The organism is Halovibrio salipaludis, assembly GCF_002286965.1.
GTDB lineage: Bacteria > Pseudomonadota > Gammaproteobacteria > Pseudomonadales > Oleiphilaceae > Halospina > Halospina salipaludis.
Genome location: NZ_NSKD01000005.1, coordinates 122,460 through 147,852, shown reverse-complemented (window position 1 = coordinate 147,852; position 25,393 = coordinate 122,460). Strand labels below are relative to the sequence as shown.

The 25,393-nt window shown below is 63.9% G+C and carries 30 protein-coding genes; 26 read left to right on the top strand and 4 right to left on the bottom strand.

Annotation, left to right across the window (positions count from 1 at the left end; translation table 11 throughout):
• The first annotated feature begins 45 nt into the window (after positions 1-45).
• Genes CK501_RS12050 through CK501_RS12025 form a run of 6 tightly spaced genes read left to right on the top strand, consistent with a single transcriptional unit; the run spans position 46 to position 4,688 of the window.
• On the top strand, positions 46-846 hold the full coding sequence (locus CK501_RS12050; RefSeq protein WP_095617992.1) for a sulfite exporter TauE/SafE family protein: 801 nt from the start codon (positions 46-48) through the stop codon (positions 844-846).
• Between the two features lie 7 nt (positions 847-853).
• Complete coding sequence (lgt, locus tag CK501_RS12045) at positions 854-1,651, top strand: prolipoprotein diacylglyceryl transferase (RefSeq protein ID WP_095617991.1); 798 nt, start codon at positions 854-856, stop codon at positions 1,649-1,651.
• Positions 1,652-2,491, top strand: coding sequence for a thymidylate synthase (locus CK501_RS12040; RefSeq protein ID WP_095617990.1), 840 nt, complete (start codon positions 1,652-1,654; stop codon positions 2,489-2,491). It abuts the gene before it with no gap.
• 9 nt (positions 2,492-2,500) lie between these two features.
• The gene (locus tag CK501_RS12035) at positions 2,501-3,013 is read left to right on the top strand and encodes a dihydrofolate reductase (protein WP_095617989.1); all 513 of its coding nucleotides are present in this window, start codon (positions 2,501-2,503) and stop codon (positions 3,011-3,013) included.
• Positions 3,014-3,802: an acyl-CoA thioesterase gene (locus tag CK501_RS12030; protein WP_095617988.1), complete on the top strand. Its 789-nt coding sequence runs from the start codon at positions 3,014-3,016 to the stop codon at positions 3,800-3,802.
• A gap of 1 nt (position 3,803) precedes the next feature.
• A complete protein-coding gene (locus tag CK501_RS12025; protein WP_095617987.1) occupies positions 3,804-4,688 on the top strand; it encodes a DMT family transporter in 885 nt (294 codons plus the stop codon).
• Here the strand turns inward: CK501_RS12025 and CK501_RS12020 are convergent.
• Positions 4,682-5,020, bottom strand: a complete 339-nt coding sequence (locus CK501_RS12020; RefSeq protein WP_095617986.1) for a hypothetical protein — start codon at positions 5,018-5,020, stop codon at positions 4,682-4,684. The two genes, CK501_RS12025 and CK501_RS12020, sit on opposite strands and share 7 nt — an antisense overlap.
• A 137-nt stretch (positions 5,021-5,157) precedes the next feature.
• On the opposite strand from CK501_RS12020, the gene CK501_RS12015 reads away from it, so the two are divergent.
• Entirely contained in the window at positions 5,158-5,784 is a 627-nt protein-coding gene (locus CK501_RS12015; RefSeq protein WP_095617985.1) for a class I SAM-dependent methyltransferase, read from the top strand.
• Between the two features lie 25 nt (positions 5,785-5,809).
• Positions 5,810-6,385: an LON peptidase substrate-binding domain-containing protein gene (locus tag CK501_RS12010; protein WP_095617984.1), complete on the top strand. Its 576-nt coding sequence runs from the start codon at positions 5,810-5,812 to the stop codon at positions 6,383-6,385.
• On the opposite strand, the gene CK501_RS12005 is transcribed toward CK501_RS12010, so the two are convergent.
• Both CK501_RS12005 and CK501_RS12000 read right to left on the bottom strand, forming a co-directional pair.
• On the bottom strand, positions 6,310-7,365 hold the full coding sequence (locus CK501_RS12005; protein ID WP_158223112.1) for a GGDEF domain-containing protein: 1,056 nt from the start codon (positions 7,363-7,365) through the stop codon (positions 6,310-6,312). The two genes, CK501_RS12010 and CK501_RS12005, sit on opposite strands and share 76 nt — an antisense overlap.
• Positions 7,358-8,188, bottom strand: coding sequence for a GGDEF domain-containing protein (locus CK501_RS12000; protein ID WP_158223111.1), 831 nt, complete (start codon positions 8,186-8,188; stop codon positions 7,358-7,360). The genes CK501_RS12005 and CK501_RS12000 overlap by 8 nt, the downstream gene beginning before the upstream one ends.
• Before the next feature lie 115 nt (positions 8,189-8,303).
• Here CK501_RS12000 and CK501_RS11995 point away from each other — a divergent pair, with 115 nt between their 5' ends.
• Genes CK501_RS11995 through CK501_RS11930 form a run of 14 tightly spaced genes read left to right on the top strand, consistent with a single transcriptional unit; the run spans position 8,304 to position 19,875 of the window.
• The gene (locus tag CK501_RS11995; RefSeq protein ID WP_095617981.1) at positions 8,304-9,560 is read left to right on the top strand and encodes a glutamate-5-semialdehyde dehydrogenase; all 1,257 of its coding nucleotides are present in this window, start codon (positions 8,304-8,306) and stop codon (positions 9,558-9,560) included.
• Positions 9,561-9,572: 12 nt separating this feature from the next.
• Entirely contained in the window at positions 9,573-10,217 is a 645-nt protein-coding gene (gene nadD, locus CK501_RS11990) for a nicotinate-nucleotide adenylyltransferase (RefSeq protein ID WP_198949501.1), read from the top strand.
• 2 nt (positions 10,218-10,219) lie between these two features.
• Positions 10,220-10,570: a ribosome silencing factor gene (rsfS, locus tag CK501_RS11985; protein ID WP_095617980.1), complete on the top strand. Its 351-nt coding sequence runs from the start codon at positions 10,220-10,222 to the stop codon at positions 10,568-10,570.
• 1 nt (position 10,571) lies between these two features.
• Positions 10,572-11,045 carry a 23S rRNA (pseudouridine(1915)-N(3))-methyltransferase RlmH gene (gene rlmH, locus CK501_RS11980; protein ID WP_095617979.1) on the top strand — a complete coding sequence of 158 codons (474 nt, stop codon included), beginning with the start codon at positions 10,572-10,574 and terminating at the stop codon, positions 11,043-11,045.
• A 2-nt stretch (positions 11,046-11,047) separates the two neighbouring features.
• The gene (gene mrdA / locus CK501_RS11975; protein ID WP_095617978.1) at positions 11,048-12,958 is read left to right on the top strand and encodes a penicillin-binding protein 2; all 1,911 of its coding nucleotides are present in this window, start codon (positions 11,048-11,050) and stop codon (positions 12,956-12,958) included.
• Positions 12,955-14,100 (top strand): rod shape-determining protein RodA, encoded by a 1,146-nt coding sequence (gene rodA, locus CK501_RS11970; protein WP_095617977.1) that lies wholly within the window; start codon positions 12,955-12,957, stop codon positions 14,098-14,100. Before mrdA ends, rodA begins: the two co-directional genes overlap by 4 nt.
• Before the next feature lie 9 nt (positions 14,101-14,109).
• On the top strand, positions 14,110-14,985 hold the full coding sequence (gene mltB, locus CK501_RS11965; protein WP_095617976.1) for a lytic murein transglycosylase B: 876 nt from the start codon (positions 14,110-14,112) through the stop codon (positions 14,983-14,985).
• On the top strand, positions 14,978-15,853 hold the full coding sequence (locus CK501_RS11960; protein ID WP_095617975.1) for a septal ring lytic transglycosylase RlpA family protein: 876 nt from the start codon (positions 14,978-14,980) through the stop codon (positions 15,851-15,853). Before mltB ends, CK501_RS11960 begins: the two co-directional genes overlap by 8 nt.
• Before the next feature lie 19 nt (positions 15,854-15,872).
• Positions 15,873-17,024 (top strand): D-alanyl-D-alanine carboxypeptidase family protein, encoded by a 1,152-nt coding sequence (locus tag CK501_RS11955; RefSeq protein ID WP_095617974.1) that lies wholly within the window; start codon positions 15,873-15,875, stop codon positions 17,022-17,024.
• A gap of 10 nt (positions 17,025-17,034) precedes the next feature.
• Positions 17,035-17,304: an HP0495 family protein gene (locus tag CK501_RS11950; RefSeq protein ID WP_095617973.1), complete on the top strand. Its 270-nt coding sequence runs from the start codon at positions 17,035-17,037 to the stop codon at positions 17,302-17,304.
• The gene (lipB, locus tag CK501_RS11945; RefSeq protein ID WP_095617972.1) at positions 17,304-17,951 is read left to right on the top strand and encodes a lipoyl(octanoyl) transferase LipB; all 648 of its coding nucleotides are present in this window, start codon (positions 17,304-17,306) and stop codon (positions 17,949-17,951) included. Before CK501_RS11950 ends, lipB begins: the two co-directional genes overlap by 1 nt.
• Entirely contained in the window at positions 17,952-19,358 is a 1,407-nt protein-coding gene (locus CK501_RS11940) for an ABC1 kinase family protein (protein ID WP_095617971.1), read from the top strand.
• 56 nt (positions 19,359-19,414) lie between these two features.
• Positions 19,415-19,657, top strand: a complete 243-nt coding sequence (locus CK501_RS11935; RefSeq protein WP_095617970.1) for a GrxA family glutaredoxin — start codon at positions 19,415-19,417, stop codon at positions 19,655-19,657.
• Between the two features lie 26 nt (positions 19,658-19,683).
• Complete coding sequence (locus tag CK501_RS11930; protein WP_077528693.1) at positions 19,684-19,875, top strand: hypothetical protein; 192 nt, start codon at positions 19,684-19,686, stop codon at positions 19,873-19,875.
• Positions 19,876-19,881: 6 nt separating this feature from the next.
• Here CK501_RS11930 and CK501_RS11925 read toward each other — a convergent pair whose 3' ends face one another.
• The gene (locus tag CK501_RS11925) at positions 19,882-21,144 is read right to left on the bottom strand and encodes a 6-phosphofructokinase (RefSeq protein ID WP_095617969.1); all 1,263 of its coding nucleotides are present in this window, start codon (positions 21,142-21,144) and stop codon (positions 19,882-19,884) included.
• A gap of 151 nt (positions 21,145-21,295) precedes the next feature.
• Between CK501_RS11925 and mpl the strand changes: the two genes are divergently transcribed.
• From mpl to CK501_RS11905, 4 genes are all read left to right on the top strand, one after another.
• On the top strand, positions 21,296-22,669 hold the full coding sequence (mpl, locus tag CK501_RS11920; RefSeq protein ID WP_095617968.1) for a UDP-N-acetylmuramate:L-alanyl-gamma-D-glutamyl-meso-diaminopimelate ligase: 1,374 nt from the start codon (positions 21,296-21,298) through the stop codon (positions 22,667-22,669).
• 22 nt (positions 22,670-22,691) lie between these two features.
• Positions 22,692-23,327: a flavin prenyltransferase UbiX gene (locus CK501_RS11915; protein WP_233128897.1), complete on the top strand. Its 636-nt coding sequence runs from the start codon at positions 22,692-22,694 to the stop codon at positions 23,325-23,327.
• The gene (locus CK501_RS11910) at positions 23,314-24,081 is read left to right on the top strand and encodes an ATP-binding protein (RefSeq protein WP_095617966.1); all 768 of its coding nucleotides are present in this window, start codon (positions 23,314-23,316) and stop codon (positions 24,079-24,081) included. Before CK501_RS11915 ends, CK501_RS11910 begins: the two co-directional genes overlap by 14 nt.
• 100 nt (positions 24,082-24,181) lie before the next feature.
• A complete protein-coding gene (locus tag CK501_RS11905) occupies positions 24,182-25,321 on the top strand; it encodes an acyl-CoA dehydrogenase family protein (protein ID WP_095617965.1) in 1,140 nt (379 codons plus the stop codon).
• The last annotated feature ends 72 nt before the right edge of the window (positions 25,322-25,393 follow it).

Genomic DNA, 25,393 nt, shown 5'->3' with positions numbered 1-25,393 from the left:
TCTGGTACCATGCCGGGCTTTATCGGACAACGGAATCGCAATCGGATGGGCATCCTCGAAGCACTGGCTTTCTATCTGGGACTGGGCGCCGTTGCTGGTACGCTGGCCGGTCTTTTCGGGATCGGGGGCGGGCTCATCATCGTCCCCGCGCTGGTGTTTGCGTTTGACTGGCAGGGCATCAGCGGGAATATTTCCGCGCACCTGGCTGTCGGCACCTCGCTGGCCACGGTCGTGTTCACCTCCCTGAGTTCCATCCGAACCCACCACGGCAAGGGCGCCGTCCGCTGGGACCTGTTCCGGCCCATGGCCGCGGGTATACTGCTGGGGGCCGCGTTGGGCGCGGTAACGGCCGGGCTTCTCAGCGGCGAGATGCTTCAGGGGATCATTGGTGTCTTTGTGCTCCTGGTTGCCGCTAAGATGGTGACCGGCTGGTCCCCAATGGCGTCTGACCGCCAGCCCGCGAAAGCGGAACTGGGCGGCGTGGGCGGTGGCATCGGCTGGCTTTCCGCCATTGTCGGGATTGGGGGCGGTACACTGACGGTGCCCTACCTGACGTGGGTGGGGGTCCGCATGCAGCATGCGGTGGGCACATCGGCGGCCTGCGGCCTTCCCATCGCGGTCTCCGGAGCATTGACGAACATGGCCGTGGGCTGGGGGCGTGAGGGACTTCCGGCCTACAGTGTCGGGTTCGTGTTCCTGCCGGCGCTGCTGGGTATCGTACTGATGAGCGTTCCCTTCGCCCGCGTCGGGGCGCTGTTGGCACACCGTCTGGATGAGCGCTGGCTCAAGCGCCTGTTCGCGCTGCTGCTGGTGGTGATTGGTGTGCGGTTTCTGATTTCAGGTTGAAGGTCTCATGCTGGTACATCCGCAATTCGATCCGGTCGCTGTTTCCCTGGGCCCTCTGGACATCCACTGGTACGGGCTGACCTACCTGGTCGCCTTCGTCGGGGGTTGGGCTCTGGCGCGGCTGCGTACAAGCCGCCCGGATTCACCGGTCAACGCCGAGCAGCTGGGGGACCTGCTGTTCTATATGGCCCTGGGTGTGATCCTCGGCGGGCGCTTCGGCTACGTGCTGTTCTATCACTTTGAACGCTTCCTCGCGGAACCGCTCTGGCTTGTCCAGATCTGGGAAGGTGGTATGTCCTTCCATGGCGGCCTCATCGGTGTGCTGGCCGCCATGCTGATGTTCGCCCGCCGTATCGGCACCGGGTTCTTCAACATCGCGGATTTCATCGCACCGGTTATCCCTGTGGGCCTGGGCCTGGGGCGGTTGGGCAACTTCATCAACGGTGAACTCTGGGGGCGCCCCACGTCGCCGGAACTGCCCTGGGCCATGGTGTTTCCCCAGGCCGGGGATGCGCTGCCGCGCCATCCCTCGCAGCTGTACCAGTTCGCGCTTGAGGGGGTGCTGCTGTTTGTGGTGCTCTGGTGGTTCTCCGCCAGGCCGCGGCCACGCATGGCGGTCTCCGGGCTTTTCCTGGCCGGTTACGGGGTACTGCGTTCCGTGGCCGAGTTCTACCGCGAGCCTGATGCCCATCTGGGCTTTGTGCTGCTGGACTGGATGACCATGGGGCAGGTCCTGTCCGTGCCCATGATCGTGGCCGGCGCCATTCTGCTGTTTCTGGCCTATCGACAGGGGAGGACCGCCTGAATGGAATCCTATCTGGCGCTGATGCGCGATGTGATTGATAACGGCGTCGACAGGGGCGACCGCACGGGGGTGGGAACCCGCTCCGTCTTCGGGCGTCAGCTGCGTTTTGATCTGGGAGAAGGCTTTCCACTGCTGACCACCAAGAAGGTCCATGTGCGCAGCATCATCCATGAACTCCTGTGGTTCCTGCGCGGCTCAACCGACAACCGTGAGCTGCAGCAGCATAACGTCTCAATCTGGAACGAATGGGCCACGGAAGAGGGAGATCTGGGGCCGATCTACGGCAAGCAGTGGCGCAGCTGGCAGTGCCCGGATGGCAGCACCGTGGACCAGATCAGCGAGGTGCTGGAGGGCATCCGCAACCGACCCGAGTCACGGCGGCTGGTGGTGACGGCCTGGAACCCGGCGGAGCTGCCGGATGAGTCCATGGGCCCGCAGGAGAACGTGCACGCGGGCCGGATGGCGCTGGCGCCCTGTCACTGCCTGTTCCAGTTCTTCGTTGAGAACGGACGGCTTTCCTGCCAGCTCTACCAGCGCAGTGCCGACCTTTTTCTGGGGGTGCCGTTCAACATCGCCTCCTACAGCCTGCTCACCTGCATGATGGCCCAGCAGGCCGGCCTGGAGCCCGGGGATTTCGTGCATACCTTCGGGGATGTGCACCTGTATCAGAATCACCTGACCGACGACATTGTTTACGAGCAGCTGCGCCGCACGCCGGGCCCGCTGCCGGAGCTGGCGCTGCAACGCTGCCCGCCGAATCTTTTTGAGTACAGGGAAGAGGATTTCCGTATTACGGGGTATGATCCGTATCCGGTGATCCGTGCTCCCATCGCCATCTGAGGTCTGTTCATGCGCACTGCACTGATGGTCGCCATGGCCCGGAACCGGGTGATCGGCCGTAACAACCGTCTTCCCTGGTATCTGCCCGAGGAGCTCCAGTACTTCAAACAGGCCACCATGGGCAAGCCCATCATCATGGGACGCCGCACCCACGAATCCATTGGTCGCCCGCTTCCCGGGCGCAGCAACATCGTGGTGACCCGGGATACCGCCTGGTCGGGCGAGGGCGTCTGTGTGGTGCACTCCCTGGAGGCGGCTCTGGAACAGGCACAACAGCAGGGGCTGATCGATGGCGCCGAGGAGGCCGTGGTGATTGGTGGCGCCCAGATCTACGCCGAGGCACTGCCGGTCGCGGACCGGCTCTATCTCACCGAGGTCCACGCGGAGGTGGACGGCGATACCTTTTTCCCGGAGGTGGATCTCAGCCGCTGGGAGGAGGTTTCACGCGTGGATCATGCCGGTGGCGAGGAAGCCAACCGCTACCCTTACAGCATTGTTGTTTACGACCGGGGAGAGGTCTGAATGAGTGATTTCGACAACCTGATGCACGCCGCCCGGGAAGGGCGGGCCGATCTGACCCCGGACTGGGGGCAGGGGCGTGCCACCTTTGGCGGGCTTCTGGCGGCCATGGCCCATGAAGCCATGCGGGGTCAGCTGGTGGATGAGCGGCCACTGCGCTCGCTGGCGGTTTCCTTCGTGGGACCGGCGGCGCCGGACCAGCCCGTTGATGTGAGTGCGGAGATCCTGCGCCAGGGCAAGGCGGTAACCCAGGTGGAGAGCCGTATCCACCAGGGCGGTGACACTGTCATGGTGGCCATGGGCAGTTTCGGGTCCGGCCGGGAGTCCGTGGTCTCGGTGGATCAGGAGCCGGCCCCAACGGCACCGGATCCCGGGTCCGCGCAACCCATGCCGCAGATCGAGGGCGTAACCCCTGACTTCATGCGCCACTACGATCTGCGGTTCTGTCTCGGCGGGTTTCCGTTCAGCGGCTCAAGCGACCGCACCATGGGAGGCTGGATGCGTTTCCACGAGGCGCCGCAGGCCATCACCCACTCGCACCTGGTGGCCCTGGTCGATACCTGGCCCCCGGCCGTGCTGCCGCACCTCAGCCAGCCGGCGCCCGCCAGTACCCTGAGCTGGACCATGGAGCTGGTGCACCCCATGCCCTCCATTGCCCCCTCGGACTGGCTGCTCTACCGCGCCACCATTGATCAGGCCAGGGACGGCTATGGCCTTACCCGGGCCGGCATCTGGACCGCCGAGGGCGAGCTGGTGGCCCGCAGCCAGCAGACGGTCACGGTTTTCGCCTGACATGAAGGATCAGCGCCAGGCCATGATCCTGGGCGTGACCACGGTGCTGCTGTGGTCGACGGCGGCGACGGCCTTCAAGATCTCGCTGGAACACCTGTCGCGCACCGGGCTCATGTTCTGGGGGGTGACCTTCTCCATACTGGTGCTCGTGGCCTGGCAGGCGTGGCAGGGGCGCCTGGGTGAGACCCTGCGACCGGGGCGGAAGGGGCTGCTGCTGTCCCTCGGGTTCGGACTCATCAATCCGATCCTCTACTACATCCTGCTGTTCGGCGCCTATGATCTGCTGCCGGCGCAGGAGGCGATGGCCATCAACTACACCTGGGCCCTGACGCTCACCTACCTGGCGGTGCCGTTTCTCGGCCACCGGCTGAAGGCCGTCGATGCCCTTGCCGGCCTGATCTGCTACAGCGGTGTCTTCATCATCGCCACGCGCGGGGATCCGCTGGCGTTTGATCTCTCAAACGGGCCGGGCGTGGTGCTGGCCCTTCTGAGCACACTGGTCTGGGCGTTCTACTGGATCTTCAATACCCGTGATACCCGCGAGCCGGTTGCCGGTCTGCTGCTGAACTTCCTGGTCGCCTGGCCGTTGATCCTGGTTCTGGCCCTCTGGGATGGCTGGCAGTGGCCTGCCTGGAAGGGGCTGGCCGGAGCCGCCTGGGTGGGTGCCTTCGAGATGGGGATCGCCTTCGTGCTCTGGCTGCTGGCGATGAAGAAGGCGACCAATACCTCGCGCCTGAGCAACCTGATCTTTCTGTCACCCCCGCTGTCGCTGGGCTTTATTGCGCTCATCGTGGGCGAGCCGATCCTGGGGTCAACGGTGGTGGGGCTGCTACTGGTCATCACCGGGCTCTACCTGCAGCAGCACGTGCACTCGCGCAGTCAGTGATCCTGGACCGGGCGGCGGTTGGAGCGCGGGTCCTCCCAGTCGAGTTCGCGCGGGTCGTACCAGCCGAGCGCCTCGCGAACACGCTGGCGTGATCGCTCGGAGAGGGTTTCCCAGATGGCTTCGAAGCGCTCCATGGCTTCGTTGCGGACCGGGCCGCTGCGGCTCTGAAGGCGGTGGATGATGTCCGGAAGGCCCAAGGCCTCACCCAGCTGGCCGGGCACAATACGTTCCTCCCCCAGAACCTTGCGTTTGTGGGTGCGGCTGGCGAGCACATGCTGGAGCGCCTCGGCGGCGCTCAGGGCACTTTCCTCGGAGAAACGGTTGTCAGTCACGGTGGTATGACCCGGATTCAGAGCCGATCCGGAAACTATAACGCGCCTGTAATCCGACTGTCTGCCCCCATGGGAGATGACGAGCGAACCCGTGATTGGTACTGTATCAACCTTCTTGAATCGAGGGAGTACAGAAAGTGGACAACGACAGCATCAAGGGTGCCTATAAGCGTTACGCACCGGTGTACGACTGGGTGTTCGGGCTGGTGTTCCGGAACGGCCGGCATGTGGCCATGGACTCTCTTCAGTTTGAGTCCGGGGATCATGTCCTGGAGCTGGGCGTGGGCACAGGCCTTTCGCTGCCGGAATATCCCGATGACGTGGATATCCATGTTACTGGCGTTGATATTTCACAGGATATGCTCGACAAGGCCGAGAAACGCATCCAGAAGCACGGCCTGACCAACTGCGAGCTGTACAACATGGACGCCGAAGCGCTGGACTTCCCGGACAACAGCTTCGACAAGATCATGGTCCTGTACGTGCTCTCCGTGGTGCCTGATCCCTACAAGGTGATGAGCGAAGTCCGCCGGGTTGCCAAGCCGGGCGCGGACGTGATCTTCGTTAACCACTTCGCCAAGGAGAATCCCCTTGTGCGCCGGTTCGAATCCGCGCTCTCGCGCTGGGCCGCGCCGCTTGGCTTTGATCCGGACTTCCCCATGGAGCCGGTGCTTGAGAATGTGGGCCTGAACGTGGAGCGGATCGAGTCCGTGAACCTGTTCGGTTACTGGACCATGCTGCACGGGCGCTGCCCCGAAGAGTAACCCCCGCCCGCCGGGAGCCACGGCCATGAATCGAGCACTGTTCCCCCTCAACTCGGTGGTGCTTCCCGGCGGCCGCCTGCCCCTGCGGCTCTTTGAGCGCCGCTATATGGACATGCTCACCCACTCACTGCGCGCCCAGGAGCCCTTTGTGCTGGTCCTGCTTGAGCAGGGCGGCAGTGACATCCGGGCGGACGCCGCCTTCCATCCCATCGGGTGTGAGGTGTCGGTGGTGGATTTCTCGCCGCTGGAGAACGGCTTGCTGGGGATCACCGTGGAAGGTCTCAGCAAGGTCTCCGTGGCCCGGAACTGGCGGGAGACGGGTGGCCTCAACCGCGGTGACGTGGTAACTCTGCCCGAGGAGCCCCGGGCGCGTACGCCCTTGCGGCACGAGGACCTTTCCGAGCTTCTGGCGGCGTTGTGCCGGCACCCATCCGTGGCGGAGCTCGGCCTGACCATCGATTACGACGATGCGCGTCAGGTCGGGTGGCGGCTGACGGAGCTGCTGCCGCTGGCCATTGAGCAGCGTCAGTCGCTGGTGGAGATGGATGACCCGCTGGAGCGGCTGGAAGTGCTGTCACGGCTGGTGGAAGACATGGAGTGAGCCTGGGCGCCCAGGTGCCAGACCTGGTCGTGGCCGCGCCTCTGGGCCTCCCCGAGCGCTTCCTCACAGCGCTGGCGCAGTGCCTCCGCGGAGGTTTCCCCGGGCGAGCGCGTGGTAGAGCCGATGCTGGCCGTGATGCTCTCCACCGTGGGCCAGCGTGACTCGCCCAGAAGCCGCCGCACGCGCTCCGCGGTCACCCGCAGCCCCTCTTCAGGGGTGAACGGCAGCAACAGGAAGAAGCGACCGTCGCCCAGATGGTAGTGGCTGTCCCCGGCCCGGATGGTGGTGCGCAGACTCTGGCTGATGGCGGCACTGAGCCCGGCCAGCGCTTCCTCGCCGTAAACACCGGAAAGTTCCTCCCGATGATCGATCCTCAGCAGGGCCATCGACAGCGGGTGGCCCGTAGCCTCGGAGCGGCTGATCTCCCTGCTGAGGGTCTCGTTGAGGCTGCGCTCGTTGTAGGCCCCGGTTTCCGGGTCCACGATGGTCAGCGTGTCCACGTAGCGGGCACTGGCATGGTAGTGGCGCGCAAACCAGCCGGCACCGGCAGCCAGGAGCAGGGCAGTGCCGGCAAGCGTCAGCTGCTCCCGCAGCGGCAGATTCCAGGCCGCAATCAGGCTGAGGAGCAGGCCGGCTGCACAGAGGGCGGCTGCCTGGCGGACCCTGAGCAGCAGGAAGGCTGCCATCAGCATCGGGTAGAGCCAGTAGAAGGCAAGGGACGGCTCCCGGGCAATGGCCTGGAGGATGATAAGGGCCATCAGGACCAGGATCAGCAGGTGGCTGCGGGTCTGGAGCTGGCGGTGTCGGCGGATCAGGGTGGCGGCAATGCCGGCGGCGGCCAGAGCGGTAATGGCCAGGCCGCTGAAGAACAGCTCGTAGAAGCCGTAACGCAGGCTCCGTTCCGCCAGGATCATGAAGCACAGCAGCATCAGCGCATAGACGACGCTGTTGGTACGGGTGCGCAGTGCGGTTTCAGTCATGACCTGTGCCTCCGGCGTCCGTCCATGTAAGCGTCCGGTTGCCACCCTGTTTCTGGGCCCGGAGCAGGGTTTCCTGGGCCTTTTCCGAGAGGCTGCGGGCGTCATCGCCTACATTGGCGCCCACCACTCCGGCCGAGAGCGTCAGCTCTATCCCTTCGCGGGTGAGCATGTCCCGGGCCTGGCTGCGGATGCCCTCAATGGTCCCGACGGAATCGGGTGTTGCGGTCGCGGGCAGTACGATGATGAAACCGGTTTCATCACTGCGGTAGTAACTGTCGAAATCCCGCAGGGTGCGGTGCAGCAGCCGGCCGAGTCGCACCATCAGGTTGCTCTGATCCTGTTCCGGGAGCGGGGTTTCGGGGTCATCAAGATGCAGGACAGCCACGGTTACCGGTGTGCCTTCGCGCTCACCCCGCCGGATCTCACGGTTCAGGTCACTGTCGAGGTAGTCCCGGGTGGAGGCAAGCGTGAGTGAGTCGGTGCGCCGCAGGGGGGCAAGCTGGGCGGCCTTGTATTCCCGCAGGTACACGAATACCGCGGCCAGGCCGGAGGCAAGGATCAGCATGGGCACGAACTGGTGGCGGGCCATGCCGAGTTCGGGCGACAGACCCTGACTGAGTGTGGCGGCCAGGAAAACCGCGCATCCGGCTCCCGCCACCCACAGGCCCCAGCCGGCGAACAGGGCCAGCGGCACCAGGAATGCCAGGGGCGTCAGCCAGGGCCAGTGCCCGGCGAAGATCGCGAGGCTCAGAAGCAAAAGCAGCAGGGATCCGGCCCGCAGCGTCCACCGCAGTGTTACGGGCATTGCTGTTTCCGTTTCCATGATCAGCTCCCGGTGTTGCAATGCGAGGCTGTATCCGCTGCCCCACGCACGCGTATAATAGCGTACTTTTCCCGCAGTGCCCTGAAAACAGATGCGGAATCCGATGGGGAGGGATATGAGCACAGAATCCATGATGCGAGCCCTGGGTGAACAGGCCAGGGCTGCAAGCCGCGAACTGGCGCGTTCGAGCACCGGAGCGCGCAACGAGGCCCTTCTTGCCACGGCCCGGGCGCTCGACGCCAGCCGGGAGACGCTGCAGGCGGAAAACCGGAAGGATCTGGAGGCGGGTCGTGACAAGGGGCTTGATGAGGCCATGCTGGACCGGCTGGAGCTCACCGGTGCCCGCATCGATACCATGATCGAGGGCCTGCGCCAGGTCGCAGGGCTCACGGACCCGGTGGGCGTGATCACGGATATGGAATACCGTCCTTCCGGTATCCAGGTCGGGCGCATGCGGGTGCCGCTGGGGGTGATCGGCATCATCTACGAGTCCCGTCCCAACGTCACCGTGGATGCGGCCAGTCTCTGCATCAAATCCGGCAACGCCACGGTGCTGCGTGGTGGCTCCGAGGCCTCGCACTCGAACCAGGCCATTGCCGGATGCGTGGCACAGGGGCTGCGGGAAGCCGGGTTGCCGGAGACCGGCGTGCAGGTGGTTGGAACCACTGACCGCGAGGCCGTGGGTCACCTGATCCGGATGCCCGAGTACGTGGATGTGATCGTTCCCCGTGGTGGCAAGAGCCTGATCGAGCGCATCAGTAATGAAGCCTCGGTGCCCGTCATCAAGCACCTGGACGGGATCTGCCACAGTTTCCTGGACCGTGACGCGGACCCGGAGAAGGCCGTGAGCGTGACGCTCAACGCCAAGACCCAGCGTTACGGCACCTGCAATACACTGGAAACCCTGCTGGTGGATGCCCCCGTCGCCGAATCCCTGTTGCCGCCAATTGCCGAGCAGCTGCAGAGTATCGGCGTGGAACTGCGAGGCTGCGCCACTACCCGTGCCATTCTCCCGGAGGCCGGTGAGGCAACGGAGGAGGACTGGGCCACGGAATACCTGGCGCCGGTGCTGTCGATCCGGGTCGTGGACGGGCTGGATGCGGCCATGGAGCACATCAACCGTTACAGCTCCCAGCATACCGACAGTATCATCACCGAGAACTATACCCGGGCGCGGCGCTTTCTGACGGAGGTGGACTCCAGTTCTGTGATGGTCAATGCCTCCACGCGTTTCGCGGATGGCTTTGAGTACGGCCTGGGGGCCGAGATCGGCATTTCCACCGACAAGCTGCACGCCCGGGGGCCGGTAGGGCTGGAAGGGCTGACCAGCCAGAAATACGTTGTGTTCGGGGATGGCCATGTCCGTGATTGACCAGGAGCCGGCATGCTGCACGTGATGCTGGGCGGCACCTTCGACCCCGTCCACAACGGCCATCTCCGGATGGCGGTGGAGCTGCATGAACGTCTCGAAGGTGCCCGGATCCGGCTCATGCCCTGTCACCGCCCGCCGCACCGTGATCAGCCCGGGGCGGAGGGCGCCACGCGACTGGGCATGCTGCGGGATGCGGTGGCGGAAGAACCGGGACTGATGGTGGATTCCCGCGAACTGGACCAGGACCGGGTATCCTATACCGGCGAGACCCTCCAGCAGCTGCGGTCTGAGCTGGGGGCGGAGACCCCGCTGGCAATGGTTGTGGGAACCGACGCCTTCAACACCTTCGATCAGTGGCGCGGCTGGATGCAACTGCCGGAGCTCGCCCATATAATCGTGGTCAACAGACCCGGATTTCCTCTGGCGCCCCCCGAGCTTGTTGCAGCCATGCTGCAGGAACGCCGGGCAGCGGAAGCGGCTGAGCTCCAGCGCAGTGCCAGTGGTTCCATTCTGGTGATGGAGCTGCCGTTGCTGGAGATTGCGGCCACGGAAGTCCGGAGCCGGGCGGTTGCCGGACGATCAATCCGCTACCTGGTGCCGGATGCGGTTTGGCGCACCATTCGGGATCAGGGGCTGTACCGACTTGAAACAGGATGATTATGGATTCTGAACAACTGAAGTCACTGGCGGTGGATGCCGTCGAATCAATGAAGGGCCAGGACGTGGCTGTACTGGATGTGCGCGACCGTACCAGCATGACGGATTACATGGTCATCGCCTCGGGCAACTCCAATCGCCATATCCACTCGCTGGCCGAGGAAGTGGTGCAGCGTGCCAAGCAGGAAGCGGACAGCAAGCCGAAACTCGAAGGTGGTGAAACCACTGACTGGGTCCTGGTGGATATGGGGGATGTCATTGTCCACCTGATGCTGCCGGCAACCCGGGAGTTCTACGATCTGGAACGGTTCTGGCGGGATGCTCCGGGGCTGGGCGCCGCGGGTACGGAGTAGCATGCACCTGAAGGTCATCGGCGCCGGGCAGAAACTGCCCGACTGGGTCAACGCGGGCTTTGAGGAGTACCGCAGGCGCTTCCCCCGCGAGATGCGGTTGGAGCTGACGGAAGTGCCCCTGGCGGGGCGTGGGCGTCAGGCCGATACGGCGCGCGCGGTGCGGGATGAAGGCGAGCGGATGCTGAAGGCGCTGCGGGGCCCTGAATGGGTGATCGCTCTTGAGATTGACGGTCGCCAGTGGTCCACGGAGAAGCTCGCCGAGCGCCTAGAGCACTGGCGGATGGAAGGACAGGACGTGGCTTTCCTGATCGGTGGGCCGGAAGGACTCTCGGATGCCTGCCGCCAGCGTGCCAATCAGGCCTGGTCGCTGTCGCCGCTGACGCTTCCCCATCCCCTGGTGCGGGTGATGCTGGCTGAGCAGCTTTACCGTGCCTGGAGCATCAACTGCAACCATCCCTACCACAGGGCCGGCTGAGCATGAGCTGGGGCACCCTCCGCAATACCAACCAGGAACGGGAGCTCTTCCAGCGCCGCTCCTTCGTGGCCATCATCGTGGTTATCCTGATGACCGGGGTCCTGATCGGCCGTTTCTACTACCTCCAGATCATCGAACACGAAACCTACACCACCATCTCCGACCGCAATCGGGTCCAGGTGCAGCCCGTGCCGCCGACCAGGGGGCTGATTTACGACCGTAATGGCGTACTGCTGGCGGAAAACCGGCCGGTTTTCAGTCTGACGGTCATCCCCGAGCAGGTATCGGACATAAATGCCCTGATCGGGGAGATCCGGGATATTGTCGATGTTCCCCCGGGGGATGTTGAGAACTTCCGCGAGCGGCTGGACGAACGGCGCCGACCCTTCGAGCCCGTGCCGCTGCGCTACCACCTGACTGAAGCCGAGATGGCCCGGCTCGCCGTGAATCGCCACAGCCTGCCCGGCGTGGAGATGGAGGCACGGCTGGTGCGGTACTACCCCTATGGCCGGCTGACCTCCCATGTACTGGGGTACGTGGGCAGGATCAATGAACAGGATACACGCCGTATTGATAAGGTGGCGTACGCGGGGACCCACTACATCGGCAAGACCGGTCTTGAGCGGGTCTACGAAAAGGAGCTGCACGGTGAAGTGGGGTATCAGAATGTCGAAACCAACGCCCGCGGGCGCGTCATGCGGGTACTGGAGCGCGAGGATCCCAGTCCGGGCCAGGACCTGACCCTGAATCTGGACATCCGGCTCCAGCAGGTGGCGCACGAGGCACTGGGAGACAGACGCGGCGCCATCGTGGCCATCAACCCCGAGACGGGCGGGCTTCTGGCTCAGGTCAGTACGCCCGGGTTCGATACCAACAAGTTCGTCACCGGTATTGATCACGAGAGCTATGCCGAGCTCCGGGATTCGCTGGACAAACCCCTGTTCAACCGCGCCACCCGCGGCCAGTACCCGCCCGGCTCCACCATCAAGCCCATGCTTGCACTGGCCGGGCTGGCCTCGGATACCGTGACCCAGTCCGAGATCGTCCATGATCCCGGTTACTATGAACTGCCCAACAGCAGCCAGGTCTTCCGTAACTGGAAGCGGGAGGGGCATGGGGATACGACCCTCTATGACGCGATCGTGCTGTCCAGCGATACCTATTTCTACAAGATGGCGTACGAGATGGGCGGCAGTATGATGGCCGACCATCTGGCGCATTTCGGGTTTGGCTCCGTGACCTCCCTGGATGTCAGGGACGAGCTGCCGGGGATCCTGCCGAGCCCGGAATGGAAACGCCGGGTTCACAACGAGTCCTGGTACCCGGGGGATTCCGTCAACATGGGCATCGGCCAGGGCTACTTCCTCTCCACGCCCCTGCAGCTGGCTGCTACGACCAGCGTGCTTGCCAACCGCGGCGAGCGTCGTGCGCCCCGCCACCTGCGTTACATCGAGGGTGATATCCCGGCCCAGCACCTGCTTCCGGATGTGGTGCGTCCTCCGGTCGAGATGGGTCAGGAGTCGGACTGGGAATACGTCATCAATGCCATGGAGGAGGTGGTGCATGGCTCGGAGGGCACCGCCCGGCGTATCAGTCCGGGTCTTGATTACCGCATGGCGGGCAAGACGGGCACCTCCCAGGTGTTCAGCCTGGAGGGGGAGGAGTACGACGAGGATGAAATCGCCAAGCGCATGCGGGATCATGCCTTGTTTGTCGCCTTCGCTCCGGCGGACGATCCGGAAATCGTGGTGTCCGTGCTGGTCGAAAACGGCGGCAGCGGCAGTTCCACCGCAGCCCCCGTGGCGCGGCAGGTGACGGATGCATGGATCAATGGTTTTCCGGACGTGCTGACGGATCAGGCGGTACCTGGAGCGATGGAAAATGATGGGACCGCCGGGGGAGAGCAGCCATGAGCCAGGAGTTCGTGCGCCAGATTGCGTTTGAACCGGGGCACCTGAACCGCCGTGGCGGCTGGATGAGCCGGCTGCACCTGGACCCGTGGCTGCTGCTGTTGCTGTCCCTGATCATGGGGCTGGGGCTGGTGGTCCTGTACAGTGCCGGCGAAAACGGCATGGCCATTGTCCAGAGCCAGGCCCTGCGAATCGGGGGGGGGTTGCTGGCGATGCTGTTCTTCGCGCAACTGGATCCCATGCTGTACCGGCGCTGGTCGCCCTGGCTGTATCTGGTCGGCATCCTGTCACTGGTTCTGGTGCTGCTCTTTGGTGCCGGTGCCCAGGGGGCCCAGCGATGGCTGGCGCTGCCGGGGCTGCCGCGTTTCCAGCCGTCAGAGGCCATGAAGCTGGGCGTGCCCCTGATGGTCTCATGGTTCCTGGCCCAGCTGTCACTGCCACCCAGGCTGTTGCCCATCCTTATGGCACTGGGGCTGACCGCGCTTCCGGGCGCGCTGATCATTGCCCAGCCGGACCTGGGGACCGCCGTGCTTGTCATCGCCTCTGGCCTTGCCGTGCTGTTCCTTGCGGGGTTGAGCTGGCGCCTGATCATGTTGATGGTGGCCGCGGGCGGTGCCTCCGTGCCCGTTCTCTGGCTTTTCGTGATGCGCGACTACCAGAAGGAGCGTGTGCTGACGCTTATGAACCCCGGCAGTGATCCGCTCGGCGCTGGCTGGAACATCACCCAGTCCAAGGCCGCCATCGGCTCCGGCGGCCTTCACGGCAAGGGCTGGGGAGAAGGCACCCAGTCCCACCTGGACTTCCTGCCGGAGGGCCATACGGACTTCATCCTGGCCGTCCTGGCGGAAGAGTTCGGGTTCGTCGGCGTGACCCTGCTGCTGGTGCTGTATGCGCTGGTCGTGATCCGCTGCCTTTTCATCGCCTCCATGGCTCAGACTTCGTTCAGTCGCCTTCTCTCCGGCGGGCTTGCCATCATTTTCTTCATGTACGTGGTGGTAAACGTCGCCATGGTCAGCGGTCTGATGCCGGTAGTGGGGGTGCCGCTGCCGCTGGTCAGCTATGGGGGAACGTCCATCGTGACGCTGCTCGCGGGCTTCGGTATTCTTATGGCAGTGCATACCCATCGACGCATGCTGGAGTCCTGACCCGATACCATGAGCCGTTTCCCGATTGCCCTGTTGATCGCCCTTGTCAGTCTGTCCGTGGTGGCCGCCACGTCCGACCGGGAGCGGTTCATCGAGCGCATGGCCCGCGAGGAGGGCTTTGAACGGAAGCAGGTGAAGGCATGGCTGGAGGCTGCCCGCCACGATGAAACGGTGATCGAGCGCATCAGCGCGCCCGCCGAAAAGGTCCTGGAATGGGGCGAGTACCGTGGGATCTTCCTGACCCCGGAACGGGTCGAGCAGGGGAGAGCCTTCATGGCGCGTCACGAAAAGGCTCTGGGCCGGGCCGAAGCACGTTACGGTGTGCCCGCGGAGCTGGTCACGGCGATCATCGGCATTGAGACGTTCTACGGGCGTCATGCCGGCAATGACCGGGTGCTGGACGCACTGGTGACTCTGGGTTTCGGTTACCCGCCCAGGGCTGATTTCTTCCGCGACGAGCTGCACCACTACCTGGTGCTGGCGCGGGATCAGGGGTTTGATCCGCGCGAGCCCATGGGTTCCTATGCGGGCGCCATGGGATATGGCCAGTTCATCGCCAGCAGCTATCGGCATTATGCCGTGGATTTTGATGGGGATGGCGCTGTGGACCTTTTCGACAGCCCGGTGGACGCCATTGGGAGTGTTGCCAATTATTTCCACGAACATGACTGGCATGCCGGGGCACCGGTGGCCATGCCGCTGGACGAATGGCGTGGGCCGGTTGGCGGGACCCGGCTGTTACGGCTGACCGTGGAGGACCGTCCGCAGCACTGGGTCGCTCATGCCAACTTCGATGTGATTACCCGCTATAATCACAGTGACCTGTACGCCATGGCGGCGTGGTCGCTGGCACAGGATCTGAAGGAGGCCTCAGGGGATGAGTAACGGAGGCCGTCTGCTGCTGCTCGCGCTGGTTCTGCTGGTTGCCGGATGTGCCGGAACCGGGCAGCATCAGTCCGATGACCGTTACACACTGAGCCAGGATACCGGGCCGGACCGTGAGCTCGACGTTGCCGGCGTCGAGGAGCCGGAGCCGCGTTACGAGCCGCCCAGCAAGGGCGGCAACAAGTCGCCCTATGAGGTCTGGGGCAAGACCTATGAAGTTATGGACTCCGCGGAAGGGTACGAGGCCCGGGGGCGGGCCAGCTGGTACGGTCGCAAGTTCCATGGTCACCTGACCTCCAACGGTGAGACGTACAACATGTATGAGCTCAGCGCGGCGCACCGGAGCCTGCCGCTGCCCACCTATGTCCGTGTCACCAACCTGGAGAACGACCGCTCCACCATCGTCAGGGTCAACGACCGTGGTCCGTTTCATGGGGAACGTCTGATCGACCTCTCCTATGCGGCTGCCAGGGTGCTTGGATTCGAGGGCCAGGGGACGGCGCGTGTCCACATCGAAGCCGTTGCGGCCAGTCCCGAGGATGCGGATACCAGCCCCGCCGAGACGGAAGGTGGGAGCGGAGCGCCTGAAAAAGCCGCATTACCATCGGGAAACAAAGAGGACCGTCTCTTTGTTCAGGTGGGCGCATTTGGTAACTTAACCGCCGCCACGCAGCTCAAGGCCCAACTGCACATGGTGATACCCGGCGACGTCCATCTGGTTGAGGGCCGGAACGGTGACCAGGTCCACCGTGTCTGGGTTGGCCCCTTCCAGGAGCGGGGAGCAGCCGAGCAGGCTCGCCGGGCGATTGAGCGGAATGACCTGGGGCAGCCCATCATCATCACACGGCCCGTTGGAAGCACGGGCTGAACATCAGGACGATACAACCATGCGCAAGCTGTTCTCGATTCTACTGGTATTCTGTATTGCTTTTGCAGCGACGCCGCTTCAGGCCTCGAGCCTGATACCGTCGCCGCCGGAGTTGGGGGCTGACTCCTATATCCTCATGGATGTGCAGAGCGGGCGTGTCCTGGTCGCGAAAAACCCGGACCAGCGGGTGGCGCCGGCGAGCCTGACCAAGATGATGACGGCCTACATCGCGGACCGCGAGATGGAAGCGGGGCGCCTGAGCATGGATGAGGAAACCACGGTGAGCGTCAACGCCTGGAAGACCGGTGGCTCCCGGATGTTCCTCAAGGAGGGCAACAGCGTCACCGTGCGGGAGCTGATGAACGGCATCATCGTGCAGTCGGGCAATGATGCCAGCGTAGCGCTGGCGGAACACATCGCGGGGGGCGAGGGCTCATTCGCCCAGATGATGAACCAGCAGGCCAGCCAGTTGGGAATGGACAATACCCGTTTCACCAACCCCACCGGTCTGCCTGACCCGGATATGTACACGACGGCGCGGGACATGGCACTCCTGTCGAGCGCCAAGATCCGGGATTTTCCGGATACCTATGATCTCTACTCCAAGCGCCATTACACGTACAACGGCATCCGCCAGCCCAATCGTAACCAGCTGCTCTGGCGTGACAAGTCCGTCGACGGGCTCAAGACCGGGCATACGGATGACGCGGGCTACTGCCTGGCGGCATCCGCCAAGCGCGACGGCATGCGCCTGGTCAGCGTGGTCATGGGAGCCGACAGCGCTGAAGCCAGGGCACGGGAGTCCCAGCAGCTGCTCAACTACGGTTTCCGTTACTATGAAACCTTCCGTCTTTACGAGGGCGGGGAAAAGGTCACCGATGCCCGGGTCTGGAAAGGCGCTGGCGACCGTCTGGACCTCGGGATTCAGGAAGATCTGTACCTCACGGTTCCGAATGGGGCACGGGAAGAACTGGAGCCTTCCGTCTCCGTTGAATCCGTCCTGGAAGCCCCGATTGAGCGTGGTGAGGTGTTCGGGGACCTGACGGTGACCCATGAAGACAGCACACTTGCCGAAAGGGAGCTGGTGGCGCTGCATTCCGTGGAGCAGGGTGGGCTTTTCCAGCGCCTCTGGGACTCCATCAAGCTGTTCTTCCTGGGGCTGTTCCAGTAACCTAGGGGCCATGAGCGAAGGCCAGAATCCCCAGATCGAGTTCCCCTGTGACTACCCGATCAAGGTGATCGGGGATCACAGTGAAGATTTCGCCCTGACCGTGACCCGGGTTGTGCAGCAGTTCGACCCGGCGTTTGACCCGGCGACACTCACCGCCCAGCCGAGCCGCAACGGCCGGTTCATCTCCGTGCGGGTTACCCTCAGGGCCACCGGTGAAGAGCAGCTGCAGAACCTGTTCGCGGCGCTCAAGGCCACCGGTCAGGTTCATATGGTGGTCTGATGGACCAGCCTGTTCCCCCTGCTGATGCCCCCCGGTTTGAGTGGCTTGGCCGGCGCCCCTATGAGCCCGTGTTTGAGGCCATGAAGGCCTTTACAGATCAGCGCGATGCCGGCACCCGTGACGAGTGCTGGCTGCTGGAACACGACCCCGTGTTTACCCAGGGCCAGGCCGGCCGGGCTGAGCATCTTCTCTGGCCGGGCGATATACCAGTGGTCCAGGTCGACCGCGGCGGCCAGGTCACCTTTCACGGCCCCGGCCAGCTTATGCTCTATACACTGATTGATATCCGCCGTCGCGGGCTGGGGGTGCGCCAGCTCGTCAGCCTGCTGGAAGACACCACCGTGGCAGTGCTGGCACACTGGGGTATCGGGGCCGCCCCCCGCCGGGACGCGCCCGGTGTCTACGTGGCGGGTGAAAAGATCGCATCACTGGGCCTGAGGGTGCGGCGTGGCTGCGCCTACCATGGACTTGCGCTCAATGTGGACATGGATCTCTCACCGTTTCAACGGATCAACCCCTGTGGTTATGCGGGCATGCCTGTCACCCAGCTGCGGGATCAGCTGGGTGAGAGCGTGTCCCTGGGAGCGGTATCGGATGTACTCCAGCGGACCCTGCTGGAGCGGTTGCAACAGGCCGGGAGCGAGTGAATGGGCTCCGAGAAGAAACGCAGTTCGGTGTCACGCATCAAGACCGGCAGCTTTGAGCGCCGCCTGAGCCTGACACGGGCCGGGCTTTTCGCCGGCACCCGCATGGCGGGCCATTACGCCACCAACTGGTTTGGAAACCGTGAGAGCCGCCAGCAGCGCCGCAGCGACATGCTGTCACGCCAGGCGCGGTACCTGGTGGAGGAGCTGGGGCAGCTCAAGGGCAGTGTGGTCAAGATCGGCCAGATCATGGCGCTCTATGGCGAGCATTTTCTCCCGGAGGAGGTCACCGAGGCCCTGCACACCCTGGAGGATCGCACCACCTCCCTGGAATGGGCCACCATCGAGCGGACCCTGAAGGCGGAACTGGGTGAGCAGCGGCTGTCCGAGCTGGAGGTTGACCCGGAGCCCATTGGCGCCGCCTCACTGGGCCAGGTGCACCGGGCCCGCCGGCGCGAGGATGGTGAGGAGCTGGTTCTCAAGATCCAGTACCCCGGCGTGGCCGATGCCGTGGACTCGGATCTGAACTCCGTGGCCCAGGTGCTCAAGATGGCCCGCGTGGTCTCCTGGGGGCCGGCCTTCGACGAGTGGCTCGAGGAAGTCCGCGCCATGATGCACCGGGAAGTGGACTACCGCCTGGAGGCCCGCACCACCGAATCATTCCGGCAGAAGCTGTTGGATGACCCGCGTTTCATCGTGCCCCGGGTCATCGAGGAATACTCGAGTGACCATGTGATTGCGTCGACCTACGAATCCGGTCATCCGGTGGGCTCCGACCCGGTCCAGTCTCTCTCCCTGGAGCGGCGCTCCGCGCTGGGGAAGGGGGCACTGGAGCTGTTCCTGAGCGAACTGTTCATCTGGAACGAAATCCAGACCGATCCCAACTTCGGGAACTACCGGATCCGTCTGGCCGAGGAGACCGGTGACCGGGACTGCATTGTGCTGCTCGATTTCGGGGCGGTGCAGCGGTATTCCGATGCGTTCCTGGGGCCGGTACGGGACATGATCCGGGCGTCCTATGAACAGGATCTGGACGCCGTCATTGAAGGCGGTATCAAGCTGAACTTCATGCAGGCGGACTGGCCCCGCCCGGTCCTGGAACGGTTTGGCGGGGTCTGTATGCGGGTGCTGGAGCCCTTGAGCGGCGAGGCCATGGAGAAGCCGGACTACGCCGTCAATGAGCGTGGTGAATACCGCTGGAAGCAGAGCGACCTGCCCAACCGTGTGGCGCGCGAGGCCACCCGGTCCGCCATCAACCGGTACTTCCGTATTCCCCCGAAGGAGTTCGTCTTCCTCAACCGCAAGCTGGTGGGCGTCTACACCTTCATCGCCGTGCTCGCGGCGGAATTCGATGGTGAGCCGGTACTGCGCCACTATCTCTATGGGGAATCCGAAGGCACCACCGGCTGATTGTGGATTCCATGCTATTCTTGCGTCCGAAACAGGTACGACCCGAGGAGTCAGTAATGGAGAAAGTAACGATCTACGGCCGTATGTCCTGTGGTTTCTGCAGCGGCGCGCGCCGCCTGTGCGAAACACGGGGCCTTGAGCACGAATGGGTCGATATGATCTCGGAAGGACTGGACAAGCAGGATCTGAGCGAGATCGCCGGAACCCCCGTGCACACCGTGCCGCAGATCTTTGTTGGGGACCATCATGTCGGTGGTTTTGACGAGTTCACCCGGTACATCGAACAGAACCAGGCCTGAATCATCACGAGGGAGGAAATGCGGGTATGGCCGATGACGAGAACATGAAGCGACCGGAAACGATTCCGGAAGAACGCTGGAAGCAGCATCTGGACTGGATGCAGGTTACGGGGAGTACACTGGATGAACACCTGAAGGAACAGAGCACCGGGGAGCTCTGGAAACAGTTCCAGCGTCGTTCCATGACCCGGCGCCGCAGCGACGACACCGGGTCCTGACCCGCTTCAGAGCTTGAAGTCGGCCTTGAGCTTCTTCTCGACGGGCCGGTTTTCAAGCTTTGCCACCTTGGGCAGGCCCTTCTCGAACGGCGGGAAGGCTTCACCCTGGATCAGCGGTTCCAGATACGCCCGGCAGTCCGCCGTGATGCCGAAACCCTCATCCGTGGTGTAGTGGATCGGCATCTTCTTCTCCTGGTTGGCAACCTCATTCAGCGGCGCCTCACTGATGTGCCAGCGATAGGGGTCGGACGATTCGCGCTTGATGATGGGCATGATGCCGTTGCGGCCTTCCAGGGCGTAGTTCACGGCTGCCTCACCCACGGCGTAGGCCTGCTCCACATCCGTCTGTGACGCGATGTGGCGCGCCGAGCGCTGCAGGTAGTCCGCCACCGCCCAGTGGTACTTGTGCCCCAGGGACTGCTTCACCATGTTGGCCAGTGTCGGTGCCACGCCGCCCAGCTGGGTGTGGCCGAAGGCATCCTTCTGGCCGGCCTCCGCTAGGAAGCGGCCGTCCTCGTACTGGGCACCCTCTGAAGCCACCACCACGCAGAAGCCGTGATCCTTCACGCACTGGTCGACCTTGTTCAGGAAAGCCTCACGCTCAAAGGGATGCTCCGGGAAGACGATGATGTGTGGCGCATCGCCCGGATTCTTTCCGGCCAGCCCGCCGGCGGCGGCGATCCAGCCCGCGTGGCGACCCATGACCTCAAGGATGAAGACCTTGGTGGAGGTGTCGCACATGGACTGGATGTCCAGGCTTGCCTCGAGCGTGGAGGTGGCGACGTACTTTGCCACCGACCCGAATCCGGGACAGCAGTCGGTGAAGGGCAGGTCGTTGTCCACTGTCTTCGGGATGCCGATGCAGTTGAGCGGGTAGCCCATGCGCTCGGCCATCTGGGAGACCTTGAAGGCTGTATCCTGGCTGTCGCCGCCGCCGTTGTAGAAGAAATAGCCGATATCGTGGGCCCGGAAGACTTCGATCAGGCGCTCGTACTCGTGCCGGTTCTCATCAATGTTCCGCAGCTTGTGGCGGCAGGATCCGAAGGCGCCCCCGGGCGTGTGGATCAGGGCGCGGATCTCATCATCGGTCTCGTGACTGGTGTCGATCAACTCCTCCTTGAGGGCACCGGTAATACCGTTGCGGCCGGCGAATACCTTGCCGATACGGTCGCCGTGTTTGCGCGCGGTTTCAATCACCCCCGCGGCGCTGGCGTTGATGACCGCGGTCACGCCCCCGGACTGGGCATAGAAAGCGTTCTTGGGCGCCATGTTGTTGAGCCTCCTGCAATCGACTGAATGGTGACGCATGATACTTGAAAGCACCGTGGTTGTGCATGATCCCAGCGGCATTGGATTGGGTTTATCCGGGATTTCCAATACCATGGCCTGATCCATGGGCAACGGGCCGGAACGGCGGACTATGCACATCCATATTCTTGGTATCTGCGGTACCTTCATGGGCAGCCTGGCGCTGCTGGCACGCGAGCTCGGGCACGAGGTGACCGGTTCGGACGAGAACGTCTACCCGCCCATGAGCACCCAGCTGGAGCAGGCCGGCATCGGGCTGCACGAAGGCTACACCCGCGAGGCCCTGAAGCCCGCTCCGGATCTGGTGGTGGTGGGCAATGCCCTGGGGCGCGGGAACGCCGCTGTGGAGTACATGCTCAACCGCAACATGCCCTATGTGTCAGGCCCGGAATTCCTGGCCCGGGAGGTCCTGAACGGGCGCTGGGTGCTGGCCGCGGCGGGGACCCACGGCAAGACCACGACGGCCTCAATGATGCTCTGGATCCTGGAGCAGGCGGGGTTCGATCCGGGCTATCTGATTGGCGGTGTTCCCAATGACTTTGATCACTCCGCGCGCCTCGGCAGCAGCGATTTCTTTGTGGTGGAGGCGGACGAGTATGACAGTGCCTTCTTCGACAAGCGCTCCAAGTTTGTCCACTACCGCCCGCGGACCCTGATCCTCAACAACCTGGAATTCGACCACGCGGACATCTTCGACAGCATCGAGGCCATTGAGCGCCAGGTGCACCACCTGGTGCGCACAGTGCCGGCCACGGGCCTGGTCGTACGCCCGGCGCGGGACCGCAACCTGGACTCCGCCCTGGCGCTGGGCTGCTGGACGCCCATCCAGAGTACCGCCATTGGCGGCGAGTCGGATCTTGCCAGCTGGCGTGCGGAACTGACCGCCGCCGATGGCAGCGAGTTCATGGTGGTCCACAACGAGCAGCCCGTGGCACGGCTGCGCTGGAACCTTACGGGCCAGCACAATGTCCGCAACGCACTGGCCGCCATCGCCGCCGCCAAGCACGTCGGGGTGACGCCCGATCATGCCATCGCGGCCCTGCAGCGTTTCGGTGGTGTGAAGCGGCGCATGGAGCTGATCGCGGACGTGGGTGGCATCCGTCTCTACGACGACTTCGCCCATCACCCCACCGCCATCGCCACGACCCTGGACGGGCTGCGGCACCAGGTGGGTCAGGATCCGGTTGTCGCGGTGGTGGAACCACGCTCCAACACCATGAAGCAGGGTCATCACAGCGCCCGTCTGCTGGAGTCCACCATGCTGGCGGATCGGGTTGTCTGGGTGGACTACGATGAACAGGACTGGCTCGCTGCCATGCTGGACGGCGCTGACGGACGCCACAGCCGCTACAGCGTTATGGAGGAGCTGGTCGCCGGGCTCTGCGGTGACCTTCCAAGGCCCTGCCACATCGTCCTGATGAGCAATGGCGGCATGGGCGGGTTGCGCGAACGGCTCAGGAACCAGTTGGAGACCTGTTTTGGCTGAACGACCCGTGATCAACCTTGCCATGACCGGCGCTTCGGGCGCCCCCTACGGGCTGCGGCTGCTGGAGCAGCTGATGGCAGCCGGCTGTGAGGTGCGCCTGATGATCTCAAAGGCAGCCCAGGTTGTGATCAGCACCGAGACGGACCTGCGCCTGCCGGGCAGTACCGATGCCGCCACACGGCTTCTGACGGAACGCTGTGGTGGTGACTCCGGGCAGTTGACCCTGTTCGGGCGGGAGGACTGGTTCGCGCCGCCAGCTTCCGGCTCGGGGCCGAAAGCGCCGCTGGTGATCTGCCCCTGCAGTACCGGTACGCTCTCGGCGCTGGCCAACGGCGCCAGCGACAACCTGATCGAGCGGGCAGGGGATGTGGCCCTCAAGGAGCGGCGCCAGCTGATCCTGGTGCCGCGCGAATCCCCCTATTCCGAAGTCCATCTCCAGAACATGCTCACGCTCACCCGCATGGGCGCCACCATCATGCCCGCGAGCCCGGGCTTCTACCATGAGCCGCAGAGCGTGGAAGACCTGGTGGACTTCATTGTGGCGCGCCTCCTCGATCACCTGGGAGTGGAGCAGACCCTGGTCGCGCGCTGGGGCGAGGCGCGGCTGGCCATGAAACGTGACGCCAAAGGAGAACAGAACACCGATGAGCGGGATTGACTGGCAGCAGGTTCCGGCCGCCATCTGGCGATCGCAGCGCCAGGAACTGAGGGCGGTTACCCACCCGGACCCGGTGCGCTGGGACGACCTGCACGGCATTGAGGCCCAGAAAGAGAAGCTGGCCCACAACACCGAACGCTTTCTGGCTGGCAAACCGGCGAATCATGCCCTGCTGTGGGGATCCCGGGGCACCGGCAAGTCCTCGCTGGTGAAGGCGCTGCTCAACAGCTACCGGGATCAGGGCCTGCGGGTGATTGAGGTGGATAAGGACGACCTGGTGCATCTGCACGAAATCGTGGACCCCATCCGCGAGTGCCGGGAGCGGTTCATCATCTACTGCGATGACCTGTCCTTCGGTACCGATGACCCGGGTTACAAGCCGCTCAAGAGCGTGATGGAGGGCTCCATTGAGCTGCCGCCAGAGAACGTGCGTGTCTATGCCACCTCCAACCGGCGCCACCTGATGCCGGAATATATGAAAGACAACCAGGACACCGCCATGGTCAACGGTGAGATCCATCCCTCTGAGGCGGTGGAGGAGCAGGTCTCGCTGTCGGACCGGTTCGGGCTCTGGCTGTCGTTCTACCCCTTCGATCAGGACACCTATCTGGAGACCGTGGATGCGCTGTTCCCGGAGGTTCAGGACCGGGAGGCCCTGCACCGGGCCGCGCTGCAGTTCGCGCTCGCCCGTGGCGGGCGCAGCGGGCGCACCGCCGAGCAGTTCCGGCGGGCATTCAGTGGTGAGTTTGAATAGTACTTCCAGCCAACCCGATTGAACGCTTTGGTCATTGTGGCGGCGCCGGCGCATCGCGACACTGAGCGCGACTGAAACAACAATACCGGAGTCCGCCCCGATGCTTTCACGCCCGATCTACGACAGCGACGTCAACCAGTTCCGGGACACCGTGGTCCGCTTCCTTCAGAACGAGGCAGTGCCCTACCACGACCAGTGGGAAAAGGACGGCCAGGTCAGCCGTGAGCTCTGGGAAAAAGGTGCTGAGCTGGGTCTGCTGTGCCCCTCGCTGCCCGAGGAATACGGCGGTGCCGGCGTGGACTTCCGCTACAGTGCCGTGGTGATGGAGGAGGTCAGCAGGCTTGGCCTGTCCGGGATCGGGTTCTTCCTGCACTCGGATATTGTGGCTCCCTATATCCACCACTACGGCACTGAGGAACAGAAGCAGAAGTACCTGCCGAAAATGGCCCGTGGCGAGATGATCACCGCCATTGCCATGACCGAGCCCGGCGCCGGCTCCGACCTGCAGGGCATCCGTACCTCGGCGATCTGGGATGGCGAGCATTACGTGCTCAACGGTTCCAAGACTTTCATTACCAATGGCCAGATGGCGGACCTGGTGATCGTGGTGGCCAAGACCGATCCCAAGGAAGGCGCCAAGGGCACCAGCCTCTTCCTGGTGGAAGCGGACTGGCCCGGGTTCGACAAGGGCCGCAACCTCGACAAGGTGGGCATGAAGGCCCAGGACACCTCGGAGCTGTTCTTCCAGGACGTGAAGGTGCCGAAGGAGAACCTCCTTGGCAGCGCGGAAGGGCAGGGCTTCATGCAGCTGATGCAGGAACTGCCCCAGGAGCGGCTGCTGGTGGGCCTGGTGGCACTGGCCGCCTGCGAAGGGGCCTTCCAGTGGACCCTGGATTACGTGAAGGAGCGCCAGGCCTTCGGCAAGCCCGTGATCGGCTTCCAGAACACCCGCTTCAAGCTGGCCGAACTCAAGGCGGATATTACGGCCGGGCGCACCTTCGTGGACCGGTGCCTGGAAATGCATCTCGAGGGCAAGCTGGACGTGCCTACGGCAGCCATGCTCAAGCAGTGGAGCACGGACCTGCAGTGCCGGGTGATGGACGAGTGCCTGCAGCTGTTCGGTGGTTACGGCTACATGACCGAGTACCCCATCGCGCGGGCCTGGGCGGATGCGCGCGTGCAGCGCATCTACGCCGGCACCAACGAGATCATGAAGGAGATCGTGGCCCGCTCGCTCTGATCCCCATAATTGCCAAGCCGATCAAGGTACCGGATGGGCCCATCCGTTAGAGTCGCGTCAGGACAATGGCGC

Excerpts from the sequence above, each read along its gene's own strand:
- mpl (WP_095617968.1), top strand. The coding sequence starts at position 21,296 with ATGCACATCCATATTCTTGGTATCTGCGGTACCTTCATGGGCAGCCTG.
- CK501_RS12010 (WP_095617984.1), top strand. The coding sequence starts at position 5,810 with ATGAATCGAGCACTGTTCCCCCTCAACTCGGTGGTGCTTCCCGGCGGC.
- mltB (WP_095617976.1), top strand. The coding sequence starts at position 14,110 with ATGAGCCGTTTCCCGATTGCCCTGTTGATCGCCCTTGTCAGTCTGTCC.
- CK501_RS11925 (WP_095617969.1), bottom strand. The coding sequence starts at position 21,144 with ATGGCGCCCAAGAACGCTTTCTATGCCCAGTCCGGGGGCGTGACCGCG.
- nadD (WP_198949501.1), top strand. The coding sequence starts at position 9,573 with ATGCTGCACGTGATGCTGGGCGGCACCTTCGACCCCGTCCACAACGGC.
- rsfS (WP_095617980.1), top strand. The coding sequence starts at position 10,220 with ATGGATTCTGAACAACTGAAGTCACTGGCGGTGGATGCCGTCGAATCA.
- CK501_RS11915 (WP_233128897.1), top strand. The coding sequence starts at position 22,692 with ATGACCGGCGCTTCGGGCGCCCCCTACGGGCTGCGGCTGCTGGAGCAG.
- CK501_RS12050 (WP_095617992.1), top strand. The coding sequence starts at position 46 with ATGGGCATCCTCGAAGCACTGGCTTTCTATCTGGGACTGGGCGCCGTT.
- rlmH (WP_095617979.1), top strand. The coding sequence starts at position 10,572 with ATGCACCTGAAGGTCATCGGCGCCGGGCAGAAACTGCCCGACTGGGTC.
- CK501_RS12000 (WP_158223111.1), bottom strand. The coding sequence starts at position 8,188 with ATGGAAACGGAAACAGCAATGCCCGTAACACTGCGGTGGACGCTGCGG.
- CK501_RS11960 (WP_095617975.1), top strand. The coding sequence starts at position 14,978 with ATGAGTAACGGAGGCCGTCTGCTGCTGCTCGCGCTGGTTCTGCTGGTT.
- lipB (WP_095617972.1), top strand. The coding sequence starts at position 17,304 with ATGGACCAGCCTGTTCCCCCTGCTGATGCCCCCCGGTTTGAGTGGCTT.
- mrdA (WP_095617978.1), top strand. The coding sequence starts at position 11,048 with ATGAGCTGGGGCACCCTCCGCAATACCAACCAGGAACGGGAGCTCTTC.
- CK501_RS11910 (WP_095617966.1), top strand. The coding sequence starts at position 23,314 with ATGAGCGGGATTGACTGGCAGCAGGTTCCGGCCGCCATCTGGCGATCG.
- CK501_RS12035 (WP_095617989.1), top strand. The coding sequence starts at position 2,501 with ATGCGCACTGCACTGATGGTCGCCATGGCCCGGAACCGGGTGATCGGC.
- CK501_RS12040 (WP_095617990.1), top strand. The coding sequence starts at position 1,652 with ATGGAATCCTATCTGGCGCTGATGCGCGATGTGATTGATAACGGCGTC.
- CK501_RS12030 (WP_095617988.1), top strand. The coding sequence starts at position 3,014 with ATGAGTGATTTCGACAACCTGATGCACGCCGCCCGGGAAGGGCGGGCC.
- lgt (WP_095617991.1), top strand. The coding sequence starts at position 854 with ATGCTGGTACATCCGCAATTCGATCCGGTCGCTGTTTCCCTGGGCCCT.
- CK501_RS11995 (WP_095617981.1), top strand. The coding sequence starts at position 8,304 with ATGAGCACAGAATCCATGATGCGAGCCCTGGGTGAACAGGCCAGGGCT.
- rodA (WP_095617977.1), top strand. The coding sequence starts at position 12,955 with ATGAGCCAGGAGTTCGTGCGCCAGATTGCGTTTGAACCGGGGCACCTG.
- CK501_RS11940 (WP_095617971.1), top strand. The coding sequence starts at position 17,952 with ATGGGCTCCGAGAAGAAACGCAGTTCGGTGTCACGCATCAAGACCGGC.
- CK501_RS12005 (WP_158223112.1), bottom strand. The coding sequence starts at position 7,365 with ATGACTGAAACCGCACTGCGCACCCGTACCAACAGCGTCGTCTATGCG.
- CK501_RS11905 (WP_095617965.1), top strand. The coding sequence starts at position 24,182 with ATGCTTTCACGCCCGATCTACGACAGCGACGTCAACCAGTTCCGGGAC.
- CK501_RS12025 (WP_095617987.1), top strand. The coding sequence starts at position 3,804 with ATGAAGGATCAGCGCCAGGCCATGATCCTGGGCGTGACCACGGTGCTG.
- CK501_RS11930 (WP_077528693.1), top strand. The coding sequence starts at position 19,684 with ATGGCCGATGACGAGAACATGAAGCGACCGGAAACGATTCCGGAAGAA.
- CK501_RS11955 (WP_095617974.1), top strand. The coding sequence starts at position 15,873 with ATGCGCAAGCTGTTCTCGATTCTACTGGTATTCTGTATTGCTTTTGCA.
- CK501_RS11935 (WP_095617970.1), top strand. The coding sequence starts at position 19,415 with ATGGAGAAAGTAACGATCTACGGCCGTATGTCCTGTGGTTTCTGCAGC.
- CK501_RS11950 (WP_095617973.1), top strand. The coding sequence starts at position 17,035 with ATGAGCGAAGGCCAGAATCCCCAGATCGAGTTCCCCTGTGACTACCCG.